Annotated in this window: 15 protein-coding genes, 4 tRNA genes, 1 other RNA gene and 1 pseudogene; 12 read left to right on the forward strand and 9 right to left on the reverse strand. The window is 70.5% G+C overall.

Annotated elements, in window-relative coordinates; all coding sequences use genetic code 11:
• Positions 1–93: 93 nt before the first annotated feature.
• Positions 94–915: pseudogene (locus ACFWBQ_RS17125) on the forward strand (tyrosine-type recombinase/integrase); the annotation flags it as partial.
• Positions 916–995: 80 nt separating this feature from the next.
• Here ACFWBQ_RS17125 and ACFWBQ_RS17130 read toward each other — a convergent pair.
• Positions 996–1,083 (reverse strand) — tRNA-Ser (locus tag ACFWBQ_RS17130).
• Between the two features lie 132 nt (positions 1,084–1,215).
• Here ACFWBQ_RS17130 and ffs point away from each other — a divergent pair.
• From ffs to ACFWBQ_RS17160, 6 genes are all read left to right on the forward strand, one after another.
• An RNA gene (ffs, locus tag ACFWBQ_RS17135) (signal recognition particle sRNA small type) lies at positions 1,216–1,312 on the forward strand.
• 79 nt (positions 1,313–1,391) lie between these two features.
• A complete protein-coding gene (locus tag ACFWBQ_RS17140; RefSeq protein ID WP_385489020.1) occupies positions 1,392–3,632 on the forward strand; it encodes a DNA polymerase III subunit gamma and tau in 2,241 nt (746 codons plus the stop codon).
• A 75-nt stretch (positions 3,633–3,707) separates the two neighbouring features.
• A complete protein-coding gene (purD, locus tag ACFWBQ_RS17145) occupies positions 3,708–4,961 on the forward strand; it encodes a phosphoribosylamine--glycine ligase (protein WP_385489023.1) in 1,254 nt (417 codons plus the stop codon).
• Between the two features lie 422 nt (positions 4,962–5,383).
• Positions 5,384–7,111, forward strand: coding sequence for a hypothetical protein (locus ACFWBQ_RS17150; RefSeq protein WP_385489025.1), 1,728 nt, complete (start codon positions 5,384–5,386; stop codon positions 7,109–7,111).
• A gap of 225 nt (positions 7,112–7,336) precedes the next feature.
• Positions 7,337–8,800 (forward strand): N,N-dimethylformamidase beta subunit family domain-containing protein, encoded by a 1,464-nt coding sequence (locus ACFWBQ_RS17155; RefSeq protein ID WP_385489028.1) that lies wholly within the window; start codon positions 7,337–7,339, stop codon positions 8,798–8,800.
• Positions 8,801–8,952: 152 nt separating this feature from the next.
• Positions 8,953–9,867 (forward strand): phosphoribosylaminoimidazolesuccinocarboxamide synthase, encoded by a 915-nt coding sequence (locus ACFWBQ_RS17160; RefSeq protein ID WP_385489030.1) that lies wholly within the window; start codon positions 8,953–8,955, stop codon positions 9,865–9,867.
• A gap of 41 nt (positions 9,868–9,908) precedes the next feature.
• Here ACFWBQ_RS17160 and ACFWBQ_RS17165 read toward each other — a convergent pair.
• The 8 genes from ACFWBQ_RS17165 to ACFWBQ_RS17200 all read right to left on the reverse strand — a co-directional run bounded on the left by ACFWBQ_RS17165 (position 9,909) and on the right by ACFWBQ_RS17200 (position 14,684).
• Positions 9,909–9,984: transfer RNA gene (locus tag ACFWBQ_RS17165), tRNA-Gly, on the reverse strand.
• 22 nt (positions 9,985–10,006) lie between these two features.
• A complete protein-coding gene (locus ACFWBQ_RS17170; protein WP_385489032.1) occupies positions 10,007–10,633 on the reverse strand; it encodes a response regulator in 627 nt (208 codons plus the stop codon).
• Complete coding sequence (locus ACFWBQ_RS17175; RefSeq protein ID WP_385489035.1) at positions 10,633–12,078, reverse strand: sensor histidine kinase; 1,446 nt, start codon at positions 12,076–12,078, stop codon at positions 10,633–10,635. Before ACFWBQ_RS17175 ends, ACFWBQ_RS17170 begins: the two co-directional genes overlap by 1 nt.
• A gap of 47 nt (positions 12,079–12,125) precedes the next feature.
• Positions 12,126–12,896 (reverse strand): ABC transporter permease, encoded by a 771-nt coding sequence (locus ACFWBQ_RS17180; protein WP_385489037.1) that lies wholly within the window; start codon positions 12,894–12,896, stop codon positions 12,126–12,128.
• Complete coding sequence (locus ACFWBQ_RS17185) at positions 12,893–13,840, reverse strand: ABC transporter ATP-binding protein (RefSeq protein ID WP_385489040.1); 948 nt, start codon at positions 13,838–13,840, stop codon at positions 12,893–12,895. The genes ACFWBQ_RS17180 and ACFWBQ_RS17185 overlap by 4 nt, the downstream gene beginning before the upstream one ends.
• A 131-nt stretch (positions 13,841–13,971) precedes the next feature.
• Positions 13,972–14,044: transfer RNA gene (locus ACFWBQ_RS17190), tRNA-Gly, on the reverse strand.
• 80 nt (positions 14,045–14,124) lie between these two features.
• A tRNA-Gly gene (locus ACFWBQ_RS17195) sits at positions 14,125–14,196 on the reverse strand.
• A gap of 152 nt (positions 14,197–14,348) precedes the next feature.
• The gene (locus ACFWBQ_RS17200) at positions 14,349–14,684 is read right to left on the reverse strand and encodes an Lsr2 family protein (protein ID WP_385489042.1); all 336 of its coding nucleotides are present in this window, start codon (positions 14,682–14,684) and stop codon (positions 14,349–14,351) included.
• A gap of 372 nt (positions 14,685–15,056) precedes the next feature.
• Here ACFWBQ_RS17200 and purS point away from each other — a divergent pair, with 372 nt between their 5' ends.
• The 5 genes from purS (at position 15,057) to ACFWBQ_RS17225 (ending at position 19,730) form a co-directional block, all read left to right on the forward strand.
• Positions 15,057–15,326, forward strand: coding sequence for a phosphoribosylformylglycinamidine synthase subunit PurS (gene purS, locus ACFWBQ_RS17205; protein WP_329208849.1), 270 nt, complete (start codon positions 15,057–15,059; stop codon positions 15,324–15,326).
• Positions 15,323–16,003 carry a phosphoribosylformylglycinamidine synthase subunit PurQ gene (purQ, locus tag ACFWBQ_RS17210; RefSeq protein WP_385489045.1) on the forward strand — a complete coding sequence of 227 codons (681 nt, stop codon included), beginning with the start codon at positions 15,323–15,325 and terminating at the stop codon, positions 16,001–16,003. The genes purS and purQ overlap by 4 nt, the downstream gene beginning before the upstream one ends.
• Complete coding sequence (gene purL / locus ACFWBQ_RS17215) at positions 16,000–18,249, forward strand: phosphoribosylformylglycinamidine synthase subunit PurL (protein WP_385489048.1); 2,250 nt, start codon at positions 16,000–16,002, stop codon at positions 18,247–18,249. The genes purQ and purL overlap by 4 nt, the downstream gene beginning before the upstream one ends.
• 106 nt (positions 18,250–18,355) lie before the next feature.
• Complete coding sequence (locus tag ACFWBQ_RS17220) at positions 18,356–18,880, forward strand: ArsR/SmtB family transcription factor (protein WP_385489051.1); 525 nt, start codon at positions 18,356–18,358, stop codon at positions 18,878–18,880.
• Between the two features lie 25 nt (positions 18,881–18,905).
• On the forward strand, positions 18,906–19,730 hold the full coding sequence (locus ACFWBQ_RS17225; protein WP_385489054.1) for a M23 family metallopeptidase: 825 nt from the start codon (positions 18,906–18,908) through the stop codon (positions 19,728–19,730).
• Positions 19,731–19,743 lie beyond the last annotated feature (13 nt).

Consider the following 19,743-nt stretch of genomic DNA (forward strand, 5'->3'; position numbering starts at 1 on the left):
AGGCATCTACCGCTTCAGGGCTCTGTACCGCCTGAGCAGCGAGGCCAGCCCCGCTGCAGTGCGGCAAGAGAGGATCCCGAGGAAGTACTCCGTGAGGAAAGCTTCGACGGATACGAGGTGGACATCAGGGTCTACCTCGTGCCCCGGACTCGGTGCCCACAAGCTGGAGCGTCTGGAGCCGGAACACCACGAAGACTTCTACGAGCGCGTGGAGAAGAACGGCAGAGCTGCCGGTATTGCGCATCACGCGCACCGGACGATCCGGGTCGCACTGAGCGAGGCGGTACGTCGGGGGCGCATCACGAAGAACGTCGCCGAGATCGCCAAGGCGCCGAGCCTCGATGAGGAGGAGATCGAGCCGTACACGACGGAGGAGATTCTCCTCCTGGAAGCGTCGAAGCTCCGGAACAGCGCTCACGGGTGTGGCGAGACATGCGAGCGGAAGCCCGGTTGCTGCCCGAAGCGAAAGCAGACCGGGCGGGAGTTCAAGAAGACCAAGTCTCGTGCCGCCGCCGGACGATCGGGCTCCCGGTGCCGCTGATCAGGAGACCTGTGGGAGGAGAAGGGCTACGTCTTCGCGCAGCCGACCGGTGGGCCGCTCATCCCCACACCAACTACCACCGGTGGAAGCAGCTACTCGGGGACGCCGGTGTACGGGACGGGCGGCTGCATGACGCTCGGCACACCGCCGGGACGGTGCTGCTCCTGCTCGGGGGCCCCGATGTGGTCGTGGACGCCATCATGGGATGGGAGCCGGGCGGTTCGGCTCGGATGCGCGCTCGGTACGTGCACGTGACCGGTCCGATGCTGAAGAACGTCGCGGAGCAGGTCGGTGACGCGCTCTGGGGCGACTCGGAGCAGGGGAGCGGGGTGGTCGAGCCCGAGCAGCTAGCGAGCTCCGCAGAACCGAAGTGAGACGGAAACTGAGACGGGCAACGCCGAAGGGCCCCATCGCGAACGATGGGGCCCTTCGACGTATTGCCCGGTGAGAGCAATGGCGGAGGATACGAGATTCGAACTCGTGAGGGGTTGCCCCCAACACGCTTTCCAAGCGTGCGCCCTAGGCCACTAGGCGAATCCTCCGCCGCAAACAATACAAGACGTTGGGGAGTGCTCGCGAACACGTTCCCCCGGAGATCGTTCCGAGTGCTCCCGGAGCGGACCTGGGGAGCCGGGTGGGTGGACTTCGGGGGGCGGGGATCGGTTAAGGTGGGCGTCAGCCCCTCACGTGGCGCTATCTGACTGAACTCCCCCAGGGCCGGAAGGCAGCAAGGGTAGGTTGGCTCTGGCGGGTGCGTGGGGGGCCCTTGCGTGTCCGGGGGTGTGGTGTCCCGCCGGTCGTGCGCCCGGAGCGGGGCCGGTTGTCAGTCCGCCCCGATAACCTCGTATGTGTGTCGTCCCTTGCGCTGTACCGCCGCTATCGCCCCGAGTCCTTCGCCGAGGTCATCGGTCAGGAGCATGTCACTGACCCGCTGCAGCAGGCCCTGCGGAACAACCGGGTCAATCACGCGTACCTGTTCAGCGGGCCGCGCGGCTGTGGAAAGACGACGAGTGCGCGCATCCTTGCCCGCTGTCTGAACTGCGAGCAGGGGCCGACGCCGACGCCGTGCGGGGAGTGCCAGTCCTGCCAGGACCTGGCGCGCAACGGACCGGGTTCGATCGATGTGATCGAGATCGACGCCGCCTCCCACGGTGGCGTGGACGACGCCCGTGACCTGCGAGAAAAGGCGTTCTTCGGGCCCGCGTCGAGCCGGTACAAGATCTACATCATCGACGAGGCGCACATGGTCACCCCGGCAGGGTTCAACGCCCTGCTGAAGGTGGTCGAGGAGCCTCCGGAGCATCTCAAGTTCATCTTTGCGACCACTGAGCCCGAGAAGGTCATCGGCACCATCCGGTCGCGTACCCACCACTACCCGTTCCGGCTGGTTCCGCCCGGGACGCTGCGCGGCTATCTCGCCGAGGTGTGCGGCAAGGAGAACAGCTTCGTCGAGGACGGTGTGCTGCCCCTCGTCGTGCGTGCGGGTGCGGGATCCGTGCGTGACTCGATGTCCGTCATGGACCAGTTGCTGGCCGGCGCGGGCGATGACGGTGTGACATACGCCATGGCGACCTCGCTGCTCGGCTACACGGACGGGTCCCTGCTGGACTCCGTCGTCGACGCTTTCGCCGCGGGCGACGGGGCGGCGGCCTTCGAGGTCGTGGACCGGGTGATCGAGGGCGGCAACGACCCGCGGCGCTTCGTCGCCGATCTGCTGGAGCGGCTGCGCGACCTGGTGATCCTGGCCGCCGTGCCGGACGCGGGCGACAAGGGGCTCATCGACGCGCCTGCCGACGTGGTCGAGCGGATGCAGGCCCAGGCGTCCGTCTTCGGTGCCGCAGAGCTGAGCCGCGCCGCCGATCTGGTCAACGAGGGGCTCACGGAAATGCGCGGGGCGACCTCGCCGCGGCTTCAGGTGGAGCTGATCTGCGCCCGGGTGCTGCTGCCCGCAGCCTTCGACGACGAGCGCTCGCTCCAGGCCCGGCTGGACCGGTTGGAGCGCGGCGTGTCCTTTGCTACGGCCGGCGCGGGCCCCGCCGTGGGGTACGTACCCGGGCCGGAGGCGCATGCGCCGGCCGGTGGCGGACTGCCCGGCGGCCCCGCCCCAGCTCGTGCGGCGGTACGTGGCGAGGCGCCCGACGGCGGCCCTGCAGCCGCCCCCGTCGCCGCCCCCGTCGTCCCGGAGGCTTCGCCTGCCGCGCCGCAGGTCCAGCAGGCCCCCGCGGAAGCACCCCCCGCAGAAGCGCCGGCCGCCGGTCAGCGGCCTGGGGCCTGGCCCGCCGCCGCAGGAGCGGGAACAGCTGGTGGTGCCGGAGCGGAGGCGGCGCGTCGTCCCGGGGGCTGGCCGACCGCGTCCGCGCCCGGTCAGACACCGCCTCCACAGGCAGCCCCCCCGGCCTCCGCCGCCGCCCCCGTCCCCGCTGCCTCCGCCGCGCCGGCGGCGGGTGGGCAGGACATGGTGCAGGGTGCAGGCCAGGTACGGAACATGTGGCCGGACATCCTGGAGGCCGTGAAGAACCGCCGCCGGTTCACCTGGATCCTGCTCAGCCAGAACGCCCAGGTCACCGGCTTCGACGGCACCACGCTGCAGATCGGCTTCCTCAGCGCGGGTGCCCGGGACAACTTCGCGAGCAGCGGCAGCGAAGAGGTGCTGAAGCAGGCTCTTGCCGAGCGGTTCAACGCCCAGTGGCGGGTCGAGGCGGTCGTCGACCCGTCGGGTGGCGGAGGTGGCGGAGGCATGCCCCCGCAGACCGGTGGCGGCGGTGGCCGCCCCCCGGCTGCTCCCTACCAGCCCCCGGCCGCCCCGCAGACGCAGTCGTACGAGCCGGCCCCGGCCCAGCAGCCTCCGCCGCCCGCCCAGCAGCCCTCGTCCCCGTCTCAGCAGTCCGGGCAGTCCGAGCAGGCGTACTCAGGGCCAGCTCCCGAGCAGGCGTACTCCAGGGCCGCTCCCGAGCCGCCGCGTTCGGTCGCCCCCGAGGACGACACCCCGGAGGCCGACGATCCGGATCTGGTCGACTCCGCGCTCTCCGGGCACGATCTGATCGTCCGCGAGCTGGGAGCGACGGTCGTCGAGGAGTTCACCAACGAGTAGGGGCCCGCGCCGCGGACCGTGTCCACGGAGCGGCGCCCGTCATGGCGTCCGGCCCCCGGCGGTTAGGCTGCACCCGTGAAGGTCCTCGTCATCGGCGGCGGCGCCCGCGAACACGCCCTGTGCCGCTCTCTCTCCCTCGACCCCGATGTCACCGCTCTGTACTGCGCCCCCGGCAACGCCGGAATCGCAGAGGTGGCCGAACTGCACCCGGTCGACGCACTCGACGGCGAAGCCGTCGCGCGCCTCGCCACCGAGCTGGGCGCCGAGCTGGTGGTCGTCGGCCCGGAGGCACCGCTTGTCGCCGGGGTCGCCGACGCAGTGCGCGCGGCCGGCATCCCCTGCTTCGGCCCCTCGCGCGAGGCGGCCCGACTGGAGGGTTCCAAGGCGTTCGCCAAGGACGTCATGGCCGGCGCCAACGTCCCGACCGCCCTCAGCTACGTCTGCACGACGTCTGCCGAGATCGACGAGGCCCTCGACGCCTTCGGAGCCCCGTACGTCGTCAAGGACGACGGTCTCGCGGCCGGCAAGGGCGTCGTCGTCACCGACGACGTCGAAGCGGCCCGCGCCCACGCGCTCGCCTGCGACCGTGTGGTCATCGAGGAGTTCCTCGACGGTCCCGAGGTGAGCCTCTTCGCGATCACCGACGGCACCACGGTTGTGCCGCTGCAGCCCGCCCAGGACTTCAAGCGCGCCCTGGACGGCGACGAGGGCCCGAACACCGGTGGCATGGGCGCGTACTCCCCGCTTCCGTGGGCCGACCCGAAGCTGGTCGACGAGGTCATGGAGACCGTCCTCCAGCCGACCGTCGACGAGCTCCGCCGCCGCGGTACGCCCTTCTCCGGGCTGCTGTACGCGGGCCTCGCGATCACCTCCCGCGGGGTACGGGTCATCGAGTTCAACGCCCGCTTCGGGGACCCGGAGACCCAGGTGGTCCTGGCCCGGCTGAAGACGCCGCTCGCAGGTGTCCTGCTCGGTTCGGCGAACGGCACCCTGGACCTCGTACCCCCGCTGAACTGGCGCGACGACGCGGCCGTCACCGTGGTCATCGCCTCGCACAACTATCCGGGCACACCCCGCACGGGTGACCCGATCGAGGGTCTCGCGGATGTGGCGGCGAAGGATGCACCGCACGCGTTCGTCCTGCACGCCGGTACCCGGCAGGACGGCGACGCGGTCGTCAGCGCCGGGGGGCGCGTGCTCTCCGTCACGGCGACCGGCTCGGACCTCTCGCTGGCCCGTGAGCGCGCCTACACGGCCCTCGGCCGGATCCGGCTCGACGGCTCCCAGCACCGCACGGACATCGCCCGCAAGGCTGCCGAGGAGGCCTGAGGCCCTTCGGCTTCGGGAGTCTCCGTCTCCACGTGCTCCCCATGTCCCACGTGCTTCCGTGCCGCCGTCCGTGCCCGGCCACTTCCCGGAGTGGCCGGGCACGGACATGTCCGGCCACGCCTGCGGAGCGCCGGGCGCCGGCACGAAGAGCGCTCGACGGGTCCGGCAGAGCGCCGAAACCGGTCCGGCAGCGCGCCACCGGTAACAGCGGACCCATGTGCACCGGCGCGTCAGCAGCTTTGCCCAAAGCCATTCCATCGGGTGACGACTGGGCCATCCGGATGACGCCCGCCGGGGCCCCAACTAGGGTGCGGCGCAAGCGTTCCGGCACTTGGCCCACCGGCATTGCGATGTCAGTGGTGGGTGCCACAGTGGGGGAGTGACCAACACCGTCGCGGGGGCAGAGGGGGTGACGCAAGGCTGTGTCCGGTACCGGTTCGGTTGAGGAGCTGGGTGCGCACTCAGCGCGTGCCCGTGCCCTGGCTCTGCTGCGGATCCGCAGCAGAGCCGTGGCCGTGGCCATCCTGCCTGCGGCCGCGGCAGTCGTGCTGCTCGTCGCGGGCGCCCAGGGCCGCATCAGCGGCGGTGCGTGGGACACGGTGCGCTGGGGGGTGACGGCCTGCGCCGTCGTCGTGCTGCTGCTCGCCGTCGCGGTTGCCGCCGCGGTGGCGCGGGCGCGGCCCGCGGTCAGCCCGACGGTTCCTCTCGCCGAGGAGGCGGCTCCCGATCTCTACCGGCTGGTCCGCGACCTGGCCGACCGGCTCGACGTCCCGGCGCCCTCCGCGATAGCGCTGACGCCGGACTGCGACAGCTGGCTGGAGGACCGTACGCACCCCGCCGCCCAGCCGAGGGCGACGGATCTGGCCAAGGGGCTGTCGGCCGACCGGCGCGGCCGGCGGGTGCCTGCCGCGCCCGTGCTGGTGATCGGTTCGCCCTTCCTGTGGTGGATGCGGGTCGCCGAGCTGCGGGCGGTGCTTGCGCCGGTCGTCGCGGGGACCGGACCGTCCGCGCACCCCGACATAGCCGCTGCCCGCCGTTTCGTACGCGGACTGGACGCCGCGGTTGCCGACGCCTCCGCACCCGGCCAGGCGGTCGTGAGCAGGGTGCCGGCCGTCTTCGTCGGCTGGATCGCCAGGATGCTGTTGCGCGGTTGTCGCGGTCATGCGGCCGAGATGGAGCGCTGCGTCGCCGTCGCCGCGTCGGTGCGCGCCCAGGGGGTGGACTACGGACTGCGGATCGTCGCCCAGGAGCAGGTCGGCCTCGCCTACGCGGGCTGGGACCGCCTGCTGACCCGGGTCGCTCTGCCCGCCTGGCGGATGGGCCGCTGGCCCTCCCGGCTCGACGCCGGTGTCGTCTCCGCGCTCACCGAGCTCTCCCGGCGCGACCGGCTGGCGGAGGGCTTCACCTCCCGGCTCGGGGAGCGCCCTGCGTGCGATCTCCTGGAGGAGCCGGGCGTGGCCGACGAAGCCGCTTCCCTGCTGGCCGCGCGGCTCTTCCACGGTGGCCCCGCAGAGAGTGGCCCCGACTGGTCCCCGGTCGACTGGCAGCAGTATCCGGAAGAGGTCGTCGACCGGAAGTGGCGTACCGAGGCGGCCCGGCTCCACCGTGTGCTCGACTCCTTGGGCGTGTCCACGAGCGTGTCCGTGGGGGTGCACCGTGCCTCGGCCGCCGAGCCGGCCGGCACCGCGGTGCCCACCCTGGCCCGTGTCATCGACCATCTGGCAGCACCTGGCGGAAATGCCGAGGAGCTCGCCGCCGGGATAAGTGCCGCCGTGGCCCGCGACGGGGCGGCGGCGCCGGCCCGGGGCGGCGGCCCGGCGGACGGTGCGCAGCCCGGAGCGGATCAGGACCCCCTCGACCTCTGGGGCCCCGTGCCCCTGCCGCTCTTCCCGCTCCAGCCGCCGCGTACGGGCACCGAGCTGCTGGCCGATCATGTCGTGGCGATGGTCTGCTGCGCCGCCGTGGACACGGCGGGGGCGGCGCCCGGCCTCGACTGGCTCGACGGACCGGCGCTGCTGGTCGACGGCGGACGCAGGTCGGACCTGGGTGCTCCCGTCCTCAGCCTCGTCGAGGACGGCGATGCGGAGCCCCTGCGTTCCTGGCTCTCCGGGGTGGGCGTCCGCACCGACAAGCCCGTACGGCTGGTGTGAGGGGCGGCCGGAGATCCGGGTGGTGGGACGGCCCCGTACGCCCTGGATTCCCGTACACCCTGTGCCCCTTGCGTCCCCCACGCCTCCAACATCCGGAAGATTGCGTTCCGTTCACGTCAATTCGCGACGAACGGTGACGGAGTGCATGCGTTATGTGATGTGCTGGGGACCGGCGCTGACATCCGGCGCACCAGTGTTGTCCGGGGGATGAGGCAGGGGAGCGGTATGGGGGCCGAGCAGATCCGGCGATGGGAATCGGGTGCCCTCGCGCACGCGGTGAGCGACCCCTTCGGGCAGGGCCCGCTGCCGTGGCTGCGAGGCAGCGAGAACTACTTCGACGACACCGGTCAGGTCGTCCCCTGGTACGCCGACCCCGACCTGGGCCGCGGCGGGGCCGGTGGCGGCACGCGTACGGCCGACGATGTGCACCGCCAGATCAAGGGCTTCGTGTCACCGGGCGCCGCGGCACCCGGCGAGGCGATCGATTTCCACATCACGGTGGACCCGCCCCAGCAGTTCTCCGTCGACATCTACCGCATCGGCCACTACGCGGGGGACGGCGCCGCCAAGATCACCACGAGTCCCCGGCTGTCCGGCATCGTCCAGCCGCCCCCGCTCGCCGCCGACCGCACGGTCTCCTGCCATCACTGGTGGCTGTCCTGGCGTCTGCAGATCCCCGGCTACTGGTCGGTCGGTGCGTACGTCGCGGTCCTCACCACCGCCGACGGCTACCGCTCCCACATCCCTTTCACGGTCCGCGACGACCATCCCGCGGATCTGCTGCTCCTGCTCCCGGACATCACCTGGCAGGCGTACAACCTCTACCCGGAGGACGGCCGTACGGGGGCCAGCCTCTATCACGCCTGGGACGAACAGGGCAGGCTGCTGGGCGAGGAGGACGCCGCTGTCACCATCTCCTTCGACCGCCCCTACGCGGGCGCGGGCCTCCCCCTGCACGTCGGCCACGCCTACGACTTCATCCGCTGGGCCGAGCGCTACGGCTACGACCTCGCGTACGCCGACGCCCGCGATCTGCATGCCGGGCGCGTCGACCCCAGCCGCTACCGGGGCCTCGTCTTCCCAGGACACGACGAGTACTGGTCGGTGCCCATGCGCCGTACCGCCGAGCGCGCCCGCGACACCGGCACCTCCCTCGTCTTTCTCTCCGCCAACACCATGTACTGGCAGGTCGGCCTCTCCCCGTCCCCCTCGGGCGTCCCCGACCGCCTCCTGACCTGCCGCAAGCGCAGCGGCCCGGGCAAGTCCGCGCTGTGGCGCGAGGTCGACCGTGCCGAACAGCAGCTGCTCGGCATCCAGTACGCGGGCCGGGTCCCCGAAGCCCACCCCCTGGTCGTCCGCAACGCCGAGCACTGGCTCTGGGAGGCCACCGGAGCGGCCGAGGGCGACGAGATCGACGGGCTGGTCGCCGGCGAGGCCGACCGCTACTTCCCGCGTACGTCGCTGCCCGAGCACGAGAACCGCATGCTGCTCGCGCACTCCCCCTACCGGGACGGCGACGGGGCCACCCGGCATCAGGAGACCTCGCTGTACCGGGCCCCGTCCGGCGCGCTCGTCTTCGCGTCGGGCACCTTCGCCTGGTCACCGGCGCTGGACCGCCCGGGCCATGTGGACACCCGCATCCAGCGGGCCACGGCCAACCTGCTCGACCGGATCTGCAAGCGCGACTGAGTGACCTCCCCGCCCTCGCCATGGCCCGGGACGGGCCCGTGGCGGACCCGCGCCATGCCCCGGGTCGGGTCCGTGGCGGACCCGTGGCGTCGTAGCCCGTTCGCATGCGGGACAATCGGAGCGACTCCTGGATCAACCTACGCGGAGGCAGCGTGTCCGGTTTCGTAGAAAAGCCCGAGCCCGTGCAGGTACCGGGGCTCACCCACCTGCATACGGGCAAGGTGCGCGACCTGTACCGGAACGAGGCGGGCGACCTCGTCATGGTCGCCAGCGACCGTATGTCCGCGTACGACTGGGTCCTGCCCACCGAGATCCCGGACAAGGGGCGGGTACTCACCCAGCTGTCGCTGTGGTGGTTCGACCAGTTCGCCGACCTCGTGCCCAATCACGTCCTGTCCGCGGAGCTCCCCGCCGGAGCCCCCGCCGACTGGGCGGGCCGCACGCTGATCTGCAGGTCGCTGCGGATGGTCCCGGTCGAGTGCGTCGCCCGGGGCTATCTGACCGGATCCGGTCTGGTCGAGTACAACGCGACGCGTACGGTCTGCGGCCTCGCGCTTCCCGAGGGGCTCGTCGACGGCTCCGAGCTCCCGGCGCCGATCTTCACGCCCGCCACCAAGGCCGCGGTCGGGGACCACGACGAGAACGTGTCGTACGAGGAGGTCGCCCGCGAGGTCGGCGCCGAGACGGCTGCCGCACTGCGGCAGACGACACTCGCCGTATACGGGCGCGCCCGGGACATCGCGCGCGAGCGCGGGATCATCCTCGCCGACACGAAGTTCGAATTCGGCTTCGCACCGACCGCGGACGGCGGCGAGGAACTGATCATCGCGGACGAGGTGCTGACCCCGGACTCCTCGCGGTTCTGGCCCGCCGCGACCTGGAAGCCGGGCAAGGCGCAGCCCTCGTACGACAAGCAGTTCGTACGTGACTGGCTGACGTCGGCGGCTTCCGGCTGGGACCGGCACAGCGAGCAGCCGCCCCCGGCACTGCCGCAGGGGATCGTCGACGCGACCCGGGCGAAGTACCTGGACGCGTACGAGCTCCTGACCGGCACCCGCTGGTCGTAACAGCAGAAGGCCCCGGTCACGAGGACCGGGGCCTTCTTGCATGGAGCGAACGACGAGGTTCGAACTCGCGACCTCAACCTTGGCAAGGTTGCGCTCTACCAGCTGAGCTACGTTCGCATGCGCCGAAGCGCGCTGCTAACTATACCCAACCCCGCTCCCGTGCGAGACGCACTGCCGTATGACGGTTCTCCGCGCCGAGTTTGGAAGCGGCCGACGACAGGTAGTTGCGCACGGTCCCGTGGGACAGCGACGCCCGCTCCGCGATCTCCGCGACCGGCGCCCCGTCCGCCGCGAGTTCCAGCACCTCGGCCTCACGCGCGGTCAGCGGAGAGTCCCCCGCGGAAATTGCGTCGGCGGCCAACTCGGGGTCCACGTAGCGGTTTCCCGCGTGCACGGTACGAATGATCTCGGCCAGCCGACGCGCGCTGACCGTCTTCGGCACGAAGGCCCGGACGCCCGCCGCCAGTGCCCGCTTCAGGTGCCCGGGTCTGCCGTGGCTCGTCACGATCATGGTCCGGCAGCCGGGCAGTCCGGTGCGCAGAGATGTGGCGACCTTCACACCGTCGGCGCCCGGCATCTCCAGGTCCAGGACCGCGACATCGGGCCGGTGCGCCATGGCCATCGCGAGGGCCTCGGGGCCGGTCGCCGCCTCGGCGACCAGGACGATGTCGTCCTCCAGGGCGAGCAGCGCGGCGAGCGCACCGCGGATCAGGTGCTCGTCCTCGGCCAGCAGGACCCGAATGGGAGCCGGTCGTTGTCCGGGCATCACGCGGCCACCTCGTCCGACGTGGAGGGGGTGAAGGAAGGGGGGGAGGAGTCGCGGTCGTGGTCCGTGCCCGGAGCGGGCAGGGGCACCCGTGCGGTGAGCCGGAAGCAGCCGTCGCTCCGCGTCGGGCCCGCTTCCAGCGTGCCGCCGTGGGCGGCGAGCCGCTCCTGCAGGCCGACCAGGCCGGAGCCCACCGGCGAACCGGCCGCGGTCCGGGGCGGCGCCGGCCGGGAGCCGGTGCCCGCACCGTCCTCGTCCGCACCCTCGTGCGGGCCGCCGGCCGGCTCGGCCAAGCCGTCGTTCTGCACCGTCAGGATCACCTCTCCGTGTCGCGGGCCTCCGGGCGCTCTCTTCCCCCCGGACGGCTCCGTCGTGGTGAGACTGATCGTGCACTGCCGTGGATCGCCGTGCCGCAGCACGTTCGTCGTCGCCTCCCGTACCACCCACCCCAGCGCGGACTGGACGTCCGGCGGGAGGGTCATCGGCCCGTCGTCGAGCCCATGGATGACGCAGTCGATTCCCGCGGCCTTCAGCACGCCCAGTGCTCCCTCCAGCTCGATGCGCAGGTCCGCTTCCCGGTAGCCGCGTACGACGTCCCGGACCTCGCGCTGCGACTCCTGGGCGATCCGCTGAACCTCAGCCATCTGCGACACGGCCTCCGGCCTTCCCCGCTCGGCCAGTTGGACAGCCAGCTCGCTCTTCAGCGCCATCACCGCGAGATTGCGCCCCATCACATCGTGCATGTCACGCCCGAACCGAAGCCGTTCCTCCGCGACCGCGAGACGGGTCCGCAGTTCGTGCGAGGCGTCCAGTTCGCGGACGACGCCGACGAGCCAGGCCGAGAAGACGTAGGCGAGGGCGAGCAGCGAGCCGGCCGCGGTGACCCCGACGAAGTTCAGCCACGTCTGCTGCGGGCCCAGACCCAGCGCAGCCGTGGCGACAGCTGTCGCGGCCGGGGCGCCGAGCACCGCGTACACGCGGTGTTCCGTCGTCCGCAGGCCGAGCACCAGCGTTGCCACGCCGAAGGCGGGTATCCCCATCACCAGCAGCCCGAAGTCGTCCTCCTTGCCGATCGCTCCGGTGTCGAGCAGCAGCAGAATGACGAAGATGCCCGCACCGGACAGTGCGGCGGTGGCCACCATCAGCGATACGGGACGCTCCCGGCGGCCCAGCCGCCAGTCCAGGGCCCTGGAGCAGAGGGCGGCGCACACCACCGAATGCGCGAGGAGGAGCAGGAACAGCCACACGCCCGCCGGCTGCCGTTCGGCGAACAGCTGCGGAAAGGCGAGCGCACCGGCTTCGAGACCGGCCGTCGCGTGGAACGTGAAGCGGGTGTAGAGCTCGACCTTCGCGGTGTCGGTCCTGGCGGACCGCAGCGCCTGCCGTCCGGCCAGCCGCGCCCACAACCGGTCCCCGCCGCCCTCGCCGGCCTTCTCCCTGGTCATGGTGTTCCCGTCCCCGTGTGTCGCCGCCCGTGTCCCGCGTTCCCGGCTCATCGTCGCGGATCCCAGCGGAACCAGCGCTGCACAGCAAACACCCCGCACGCCGTCCAGACCAGTGCGGTCAGCCCCGCCCCGAGCAGGTCGTAACCGTCCCCGCCGCCCAGCCAGCCGGCCCGTACGAGCGTCATCACGCCTGTCACCGGCAGCAGTTCGCACAGTGACGCGGCACGGTCCGGGAGGATCTCCAGCGGCACGAAGAGTCCGGAGCCCAGTATCGAGACGAAGAAGACCGGCAGCGTGGTGAGCTGGGCGGTCTGCACCGTGCGCGTCAGTACGGACGTGACCGCCGCCAGCGCCGACAGCAACAGCACCCCCAGGAGCAGCCCCAGCACCAGCAGCCCGGGCCGCTGCGGTGCGCCCAGGCCGAAGGCGAGTCCTCCCACAGCGATCATCAGGACGCATTGGGCGAAGGCCAGCGACACCGCCGGGAGCGCCGTACCGATGAGGATCTCGCGGTCGGAGACTTCTCCCGTGCGCAGCCGCTTCAGGACGAGTTCCTCACGACGGGCCACGTAGGTGGCGACCAGGTTCATGTAGACGACCTGGAGCAGCACCATGCCGAGGCCCCCGGTCAGGGCGGCTCCGGCGACAGTCAGTCCGGTCCCGCCGAGATCCATCCGATCGAGCGAGGACTTCATGGCGAAGATCATCAGCAGGGGCATCAGCAGCGCGACGAACACCGCCGTCCTGTTGCGTACGAGCAGGGTCAGCTCGGCCCGCCCGAGGGCGCCCAGCCGCCCCGTCACCGTGGTGCTCGTCATGCCGCTGCCACCCTCTCCGCCTGCACGTGCGTACCGGCGATATCCAGGAACGCCTCTTCGAGCGAGGCGGAACGTGCATCGATCCCGTGCAGCTGTACGCCGGACTCCCGGGCCCAGCAGAGCAGTTCGTGGAGGGACTCCTGGAGGCCGTGGGTACGGATGTCGATGCGTCGGCCCTCGGCCGCCGCCCGCAGCGACAGCGGGAGCTGCGCCGCTGTCACCCCCTCGGGGAGCTCGAAGCGGATCCGGGCCGGACGCCCGGCCGTCACGTCGGCGATCGTGCCCGCGGTGACGATCCGCCCCTGGTGCATGATCGCCAGTCGGTCGGCGAGCGCCTCGGCCTCCTCCAGGTGGTGCGTGGTCAGCAGGACGGTCGTGCCGCCCTCCCGCAGCTCCCGCACCAGACGCCAGGTGTCGCGCCGGCCCTCGGCATCGAGTCCCGTCGTCGGCTCGTCAAGGAAGAGGACCTCCGGGCGTCCGAGCAGCGCCAGCGCCAGATCGAGGCGGCGGCGCTCCCCGCCGGAGAGCTGCTTGACCCGGACGCCGGCGCGGTCACCGAGGCCCACCGGATCGAGTACCTCGCGAGGTGGCCTCGCGCCGCTGGTGCAGCCTGCCCACATCCGCAGGGTCTCGGTGACCGTCAGGTCGGACGGGAAGCCACCCTCCTGGAGCATCACTCCGGTCCGGGGCCGGACGGCAGCGCGCTCACGGTACGGATCGTGGCCGAGTACGCGCACGGTGCCGCCGTCCGGGCGGGCCAGTCCCTCCAGCAGTTCGACGGTGGAGGTCTTTCCTGCGCCGTTCGTCCCGAGCAGGGCGAAGAGCTCGCCACGGGCCACGGAGAAGGAGATCCCGCTCACGGCCTCGAAGCCGCCCGCGTAACGCCGCCGGACCTCGCTCGCTTCGATGGCCGCGCCGGGGAGGAGAAAGTCGTCGCTGGTCATGACCCAAGACTTCCGCCGGATCACGGCCACGCGCAGTGCGCGCTGTCATCACTGCTCATGACAAACGTCATGAGTCGATAAGGGGGTACGACAAAGGCCCCGGTCGATATCGACCGGGGCCTTTGAACACGAGCGGACGACCAGGTTCGAACTGGCGACCTCAACCTTGGCAAGGTTGCGCTCTACCAACTGAGCTACGTCCGCATTGCTGCCACTCGGCTTTCACCGGTGGAGCGCTCACTACTCTACCTGATCCACCGGAGTGGTCCGGCAAGGCAGTGAAGAGCGGGTGACAGGAATTGCACACTGCGCCTTCCCCCTGGAAGGGGGATGTTCTACTACTGAACTACACCCGCACGCTGCGTGGGGCCGGGCTTTTCGGCCCTGCCCTTCGGCGTGCTCCAGACTCTAGCCGACCTGCAGGGGTGTTGTGCAAGTCGGCTCCCCGGGGTGTTCTTCCGGGGAGCCGGGGAGATCGTTCCGGAACGGGACGTTCCGGAAGTACCTCTCAACTGGCGGCGTGGAACGCCTCGTAGACCTTCTTGGGGATCCGGCCGCGGGCCGGCACCTCCATCCGGTGCGAGCGGGCCCAGGCGCGCACGGCCGCCGGGTCGGGCGCGAGGGACGTATGGCGGTACGACACCGGGGTCTTGCCGTGCTTGCTGGCATTTGTCTGCTTTCGGCCGGCCGTCACGTACGGGGCCAGAGCCTTGCGCAGTTTCTTTGCGTTGACGGGATTGAGGTCGATCTCGTACGACTTCCCGTCCAGGGCGAAGGTGACCGTTTCCGCCGCTTCTCCCCCGTCGATGTCGTCGGAGAGCGTAACTACTACACGCTGAGCCACGGATATCGGTCCTTTCCTACGGCATCGTCGCTTCTGACATGCGCTGATGCCGGCCTTCCGGCTGCTAGGCGGATGCGGATCGACTGGTGTCGACTGTTCCGGGGCAATGGTGCTTTCCCCGGTAATCATTTGTACAGCGGCAGGAGCAGCATTGTGAAGCCCAGGCAATTACATCCGCGTGTCCGCGTGCAATCCGGGTGAAGATTTTTTTCCAGGACTTTCCCTGCATGTTGTCGCGGTCGATATCTCGGCGTGATCCGGTCCACCCGATATCTACCCGCGTAGAATTTCTGGCCAGGTACGCTGAGTGGACCCGCGGGGATCTGGGGAACCCCTCGGAGACACAGCCGCACCACACCACCGGGAGTGCCAGTGGCACGCGTCGTAGTCGACGTCATGCTCAAGCCGGAGATCCTCGACCCGCAGGGACAGGCTGTGCAGCGCGCACTGCCCCGTCTCGGCTTCGAAGGAATCGCGGACGTACGTCAGGGAAAGCGTTTCGAACTCGAGGTCGAGGGGCCGGTCGACGATGCCGCCCTCGCCCGTATTAACGAGATGGCCGAGACCTTCCTCGCCAACACCGTCATCGAGGACTTCACCGTCAAGATCGAGGCGGACGAGAAGGCCGAGGAGCCGAAGTGACTGCTCGTATCGGAGTCGTCACTTTCCCCGGCACGCTCGATGACCGGGACAGCCTGCGGGCCGTCCGGATCGCGGGCGCCGAACCCGTCTCGCTCTGGCACCGTGACAAGGACCTCCACCAGGTCGACGCGGTCATCCTGGCGGGCGGATTCAGTTACGGCGACTATCTGCGGGCCGGCGCCATCTCGCGTTTCTCGCCGGTGATGGAGACCGTCATCGAGCAGGCGAAGGCCGGTATGCCGGTCCTCGGCATCTGCAACGGCTTCCAGATCCTGACCGAGGCGCACCTGCTGCCCGGCGCGATGCTGCGCAACAACCACCTCCACTTCATCTGCCGCGACCAGAAGCTGCGGGTGGAGAACGCGGAGACCGCCTGGACCTCGGACTACACCGCGGGCCAGGAGATCTCCGTACCTCTGAAGAACGTGGACGGCCGGTACACCGCCGACGAGCACACGCTCGACGAGCTGGAGGCCGAGGGCCGCGTCGCGTTCCGCTACGCCGACCTGAACCCGAACGGCTCGCTGCGCGACATCGCCGGCATCACCAATGCCGCGGGCAATGTCGTCGGTCTGATGCCGCATCCGGAGCACGCCGTGGAGCCTCTGATCGGCACCGGTGGCATCGACGGCCTCGGTTTCTTCACCTCGATCATCAAGAAGCTGGTCAACGCATGAGCCTGGACACGGTCAAGCACGCGGCCGAAACCCCGGACGCCGAACAGCCCTGGAAGGAGCTCGGCCTCAAGGAGGACGAGTACGCCAGGATCCGCGAGATCCTGGACCGCCGTCCCACCGGCGCCGAGCTCGCCATGTACTCCGTGATGTGGTCCGAGCACTGCTCCTACAAGAGCAGCAAGGTCCACCTCAAGCAGTTCGGCGAGAAGGTCCCCGACAACGACGCGATGCTCGTCGGCATCGGCGAGAACGCCGGTGTGGTCGACGTCGGTCAGGGTTACGCGGTCACCTTCAAGGTCGAGTCGCACAACCACCCCTCGTACATCGAGCCCTACCAGGGTGCGGCCACCGGCGTCGGCGGCATCGTCCGCGACATCCTCGCCATGGGTGCCCGTCCGATCGCGGTCGTCGACCCGCTGCGCTTCGGTGCGGCCGACCACCCCGACACCCGGCGGGTCCTGCCGGGCATCGTCGCGGGCATCGGCGGCTACGGGAACTGTCTCGGCCTGCCGAACATCGGCGGCGAGGTCGTCTTCGACGCCTGCTACCAGGGCAACCCGCTCGTCAACGCCGGCTGCATCGGTGTGATGAAGCACGAGGACATCCACCTCGCCCAGGCCTCCGGTCCCGGCAACAAGGTGATCCTTTACGGCGCCCGCACCGGCGGCGACGGCATCGGCGGCGTTTCCGTGCTGGCCTCGGAGACCTTCGACGACACCAAGCCCACCAAGCGCCCCGCCGTCCAGGTCGGCGACCCGTTCCAGGAGAAGCTCCTCATCGAGTGCACCCTGGAGATCTTCAAGGAGAAGCTCGTCGCGGGCATCCAGGACCTCGGCGGCGCCGGGCTCTCCTGTGCCACGAGCGAGCTGGCCTCCGCGGGCTCCGGCGGTATGCGCGTCGAGCTGGACACCGTGCCGCTGCGCGACTCCTCCCTCTCGCCCGAGGAAATCCTCATGAGCGAGTCGCAGGAGCGCATGTGCGCGATCGTCGAGCCGCAGCACGTGGACCGCTTCATGGAGATCTGCGAGAAGTGGGACGTCATCGCCACCGTCATCGGTGAGGTGACCGAGGGCTCGCAGCTGGAGATCTTCTGGCACGGCGAGCAGATCGTGGACGTACCGCCGCGGTCCGTCGCCCACGAGGGCCCGACGTACCACCGCCCCTTCGCCCGCCCCTCCTGGCAGGACGCGCTGCAGGCCGACGACGCCGGCAAGCTGGCCCGTCCGGCGAACGGCGCGGAGCTGCGCGAGCAGGTCCTCAAGCTGGTCGGCTCCCCGAACCAGGCCTCCAAGTCCTGGATCACCGACCAGTACGACCGCTTCGTGCAGGGCAACACCGTGCTCGCGATGCCCGAGGACGCAGGCATGGTCCGGATCGACGAGGAGTCGAACCTGGGCGTGGCCATGGCGACCGACGGCAACGGCCGGTACGCGAAGCTCGACCCCTACACGGGCGCACAGCTCGCGCTGGCCGAGTCGTACCGCAACGTCGCCGCGTCCGGCGCCAAGCCGCTCGCCATCTCGGACTGCCTGAACTTCGGCTCCCCGGAGGACCCGGACGTCATGTGGCAGTTCGCCGAGGCCACCCGTGGTCTCGCGGACGGCTGCCTGGAGCTCGGCACCCCGGTCACCGGCGGCAACGTGTCGCTGTACAACCAGACCGGTGAGACGGCGATCCACCCGACGCCGGTCGTGGCCGTGCTCGGTGTGATCGACGATGTCAACCGGCGCACGCCGGTCGCCTTCGCCGAAGAGGGCCAGCTGCTGTATCTGCTGGGCGACACGACCGAGGAGTTCGGCGGCTCGGCCTGGTCCGAGGTCATCCACCAGCACCTCGGCGGCATGCCGCCCAAGGTCGACCTGGGCCGCGAGAAGCTGCTCGGCGAGATCCTGATCTCGGCCTCCCGCGACGGCATGATCGACGCGGCGCACGACCTCTCCGACGGCGGTCTGATCCAGGCGGTCACCGAGTCCTGCCTGCGCGGCGGGAAGGGTGCCCGGCTGGTCGTGCCGGACGGTCTGGACGCGTTCACCTTCCTGTTCTCGGAGTCGGCGGGGCGCGCGGTCGTCTCGATTCCGCGCAGCGAGGAGCTCCGCTTCAACGACATGTGCGGGGCGCGGGGCCTGCCCGTGACCCGTATCGGTGTCGTGGACGGCGAGGAGATCGAGATCCAGGGCGAGTTCACCATTCCCCTGAGCGAGCTGCGTACGGCGCACGAGGGGACCCTGGAGGGTCTGTTCGCCTGATTTCCGCCTGTGCCGAAGCCCCCGTCCGGGTCGACCGGACGGGGGCTTCGGTGTTCCCGCCCGATATCCCTTGATGATGATTACGTAATTACGTAAGGTGTGTGCTGTGGAGCTTGAGGAGCGCGTCGCCGAGCTGGAACGCCGACTGGCGGTGCTGGAGCAGGTGGCGGACGGCAGGTCGCCGAGTCTGGGCGAGGGCGACTTCTGGGCGCTGGCCGGGCTGAAGGACCAGCTCGAACAGGTCGGGGACGCCGCTGCCGACGGCGGGGTGCTGTTCACGGGCGCGGTGCGGCTGCCGACGGATGAGCGGTACGAGTGGCAGTACGGCGCGCTCACCGCAGGGCTCCTGGGTTCTGAAGAGGACCGCCCCGACTGGGCGGAAGCCGCCGAACCGCTGGCCGCGCTCGGCCATCCGGTACGGCTGCGGCTGCTCCGCGAGATCCTCGGCGGCAGGCGTACCGCTGCCGAGCTGGCCGAGCTGGACGAGACAGGCACGACCGGTCAGATCTACCACCACCTGCGCCTGCTCACCGGCGGGGGCTGGCTCCACACGACGGGACGCGGGCGCTACGAGGTGCCGGCGACCCGGGTGGTGCCGCTGCTGGTGGTGCTCACGGCCGCCCGGCCCTGACCGAACACGCTGCGAGGGGAACGTCATGTCCGTACGCAAAGCCGCCATGATCCTGTACCGCTGCTGCTGGATCGCCTTCGTCGCCCTGGTGCTGGTGAGCGTCTTCACGGATCCGCTCGTCCCCTACGGGCTGACGTTCGTGCCTGCGGCGGTGGCGCTCACCATCGGTCTCCTGGTGAGCCGCCGCAGCCGTGCGGGCCTGGCGAAGGCACGGCCCGCTGTCGAGGTCGGTCCGCCGGTCACCGGCCGCTGGACCGCGCTCAACAGCCCGGCGGACAAGGTGCCCAGCCACGGCACGCACAGCTACGGGCAGACGTACGCGATCGACATCGTCGCCGAACCGGAAGAGGGAAACCGCCCGGCCTTCCGCCGGCTGTGGCCCGTCGTTCGCCCGAACCGCGACTTCCCGGCTTTCGGCGCCCCGCTCCTCGCGGTGGCGGACGGCACGGTCGTGCACGCGAGCGACGGGCAGCGCGATCACCTCAGCCGGAACTCCGGACCGGCACTCGCGTATCTGATGCTGATCGAGGCGTCCGTCCGCGACATGGCCGGCGCGGGCAGGATCGTCGGCAACCACCTCGTGCTCGACCTCGGCGACAGTACGTACGCCGTGTACGCCCACGTCCGGCGCGGCTCTCTCCAGGTGAGGGCGGGGGACGCCGTACGGGAGGGACAGCAGCTCGCCCGGTGCGGGAACTCCGGCAACTCCACCGAGCCGCATGTGCACTTCCAGCTGATGGATCACCCCGATCTCGATGTGGCACGGGGGATCCCGTTCACCTGGCGGGGCATCGGCGTACCGGCCGACGGCGAGGTATTCACGGCCGACGAGGCTGTCAGTAGCGGCTGATAGCTTGGAGATC

Origin of the sequence: Streptomyces sp. NPDC060035 (assembly GCF_042736635.1) — a bacterium.
GTDB lineage: Bacteria > Actinomycetota > Actinomycetes > Streptomycetales > Streptomycetaceae > Streptomyces.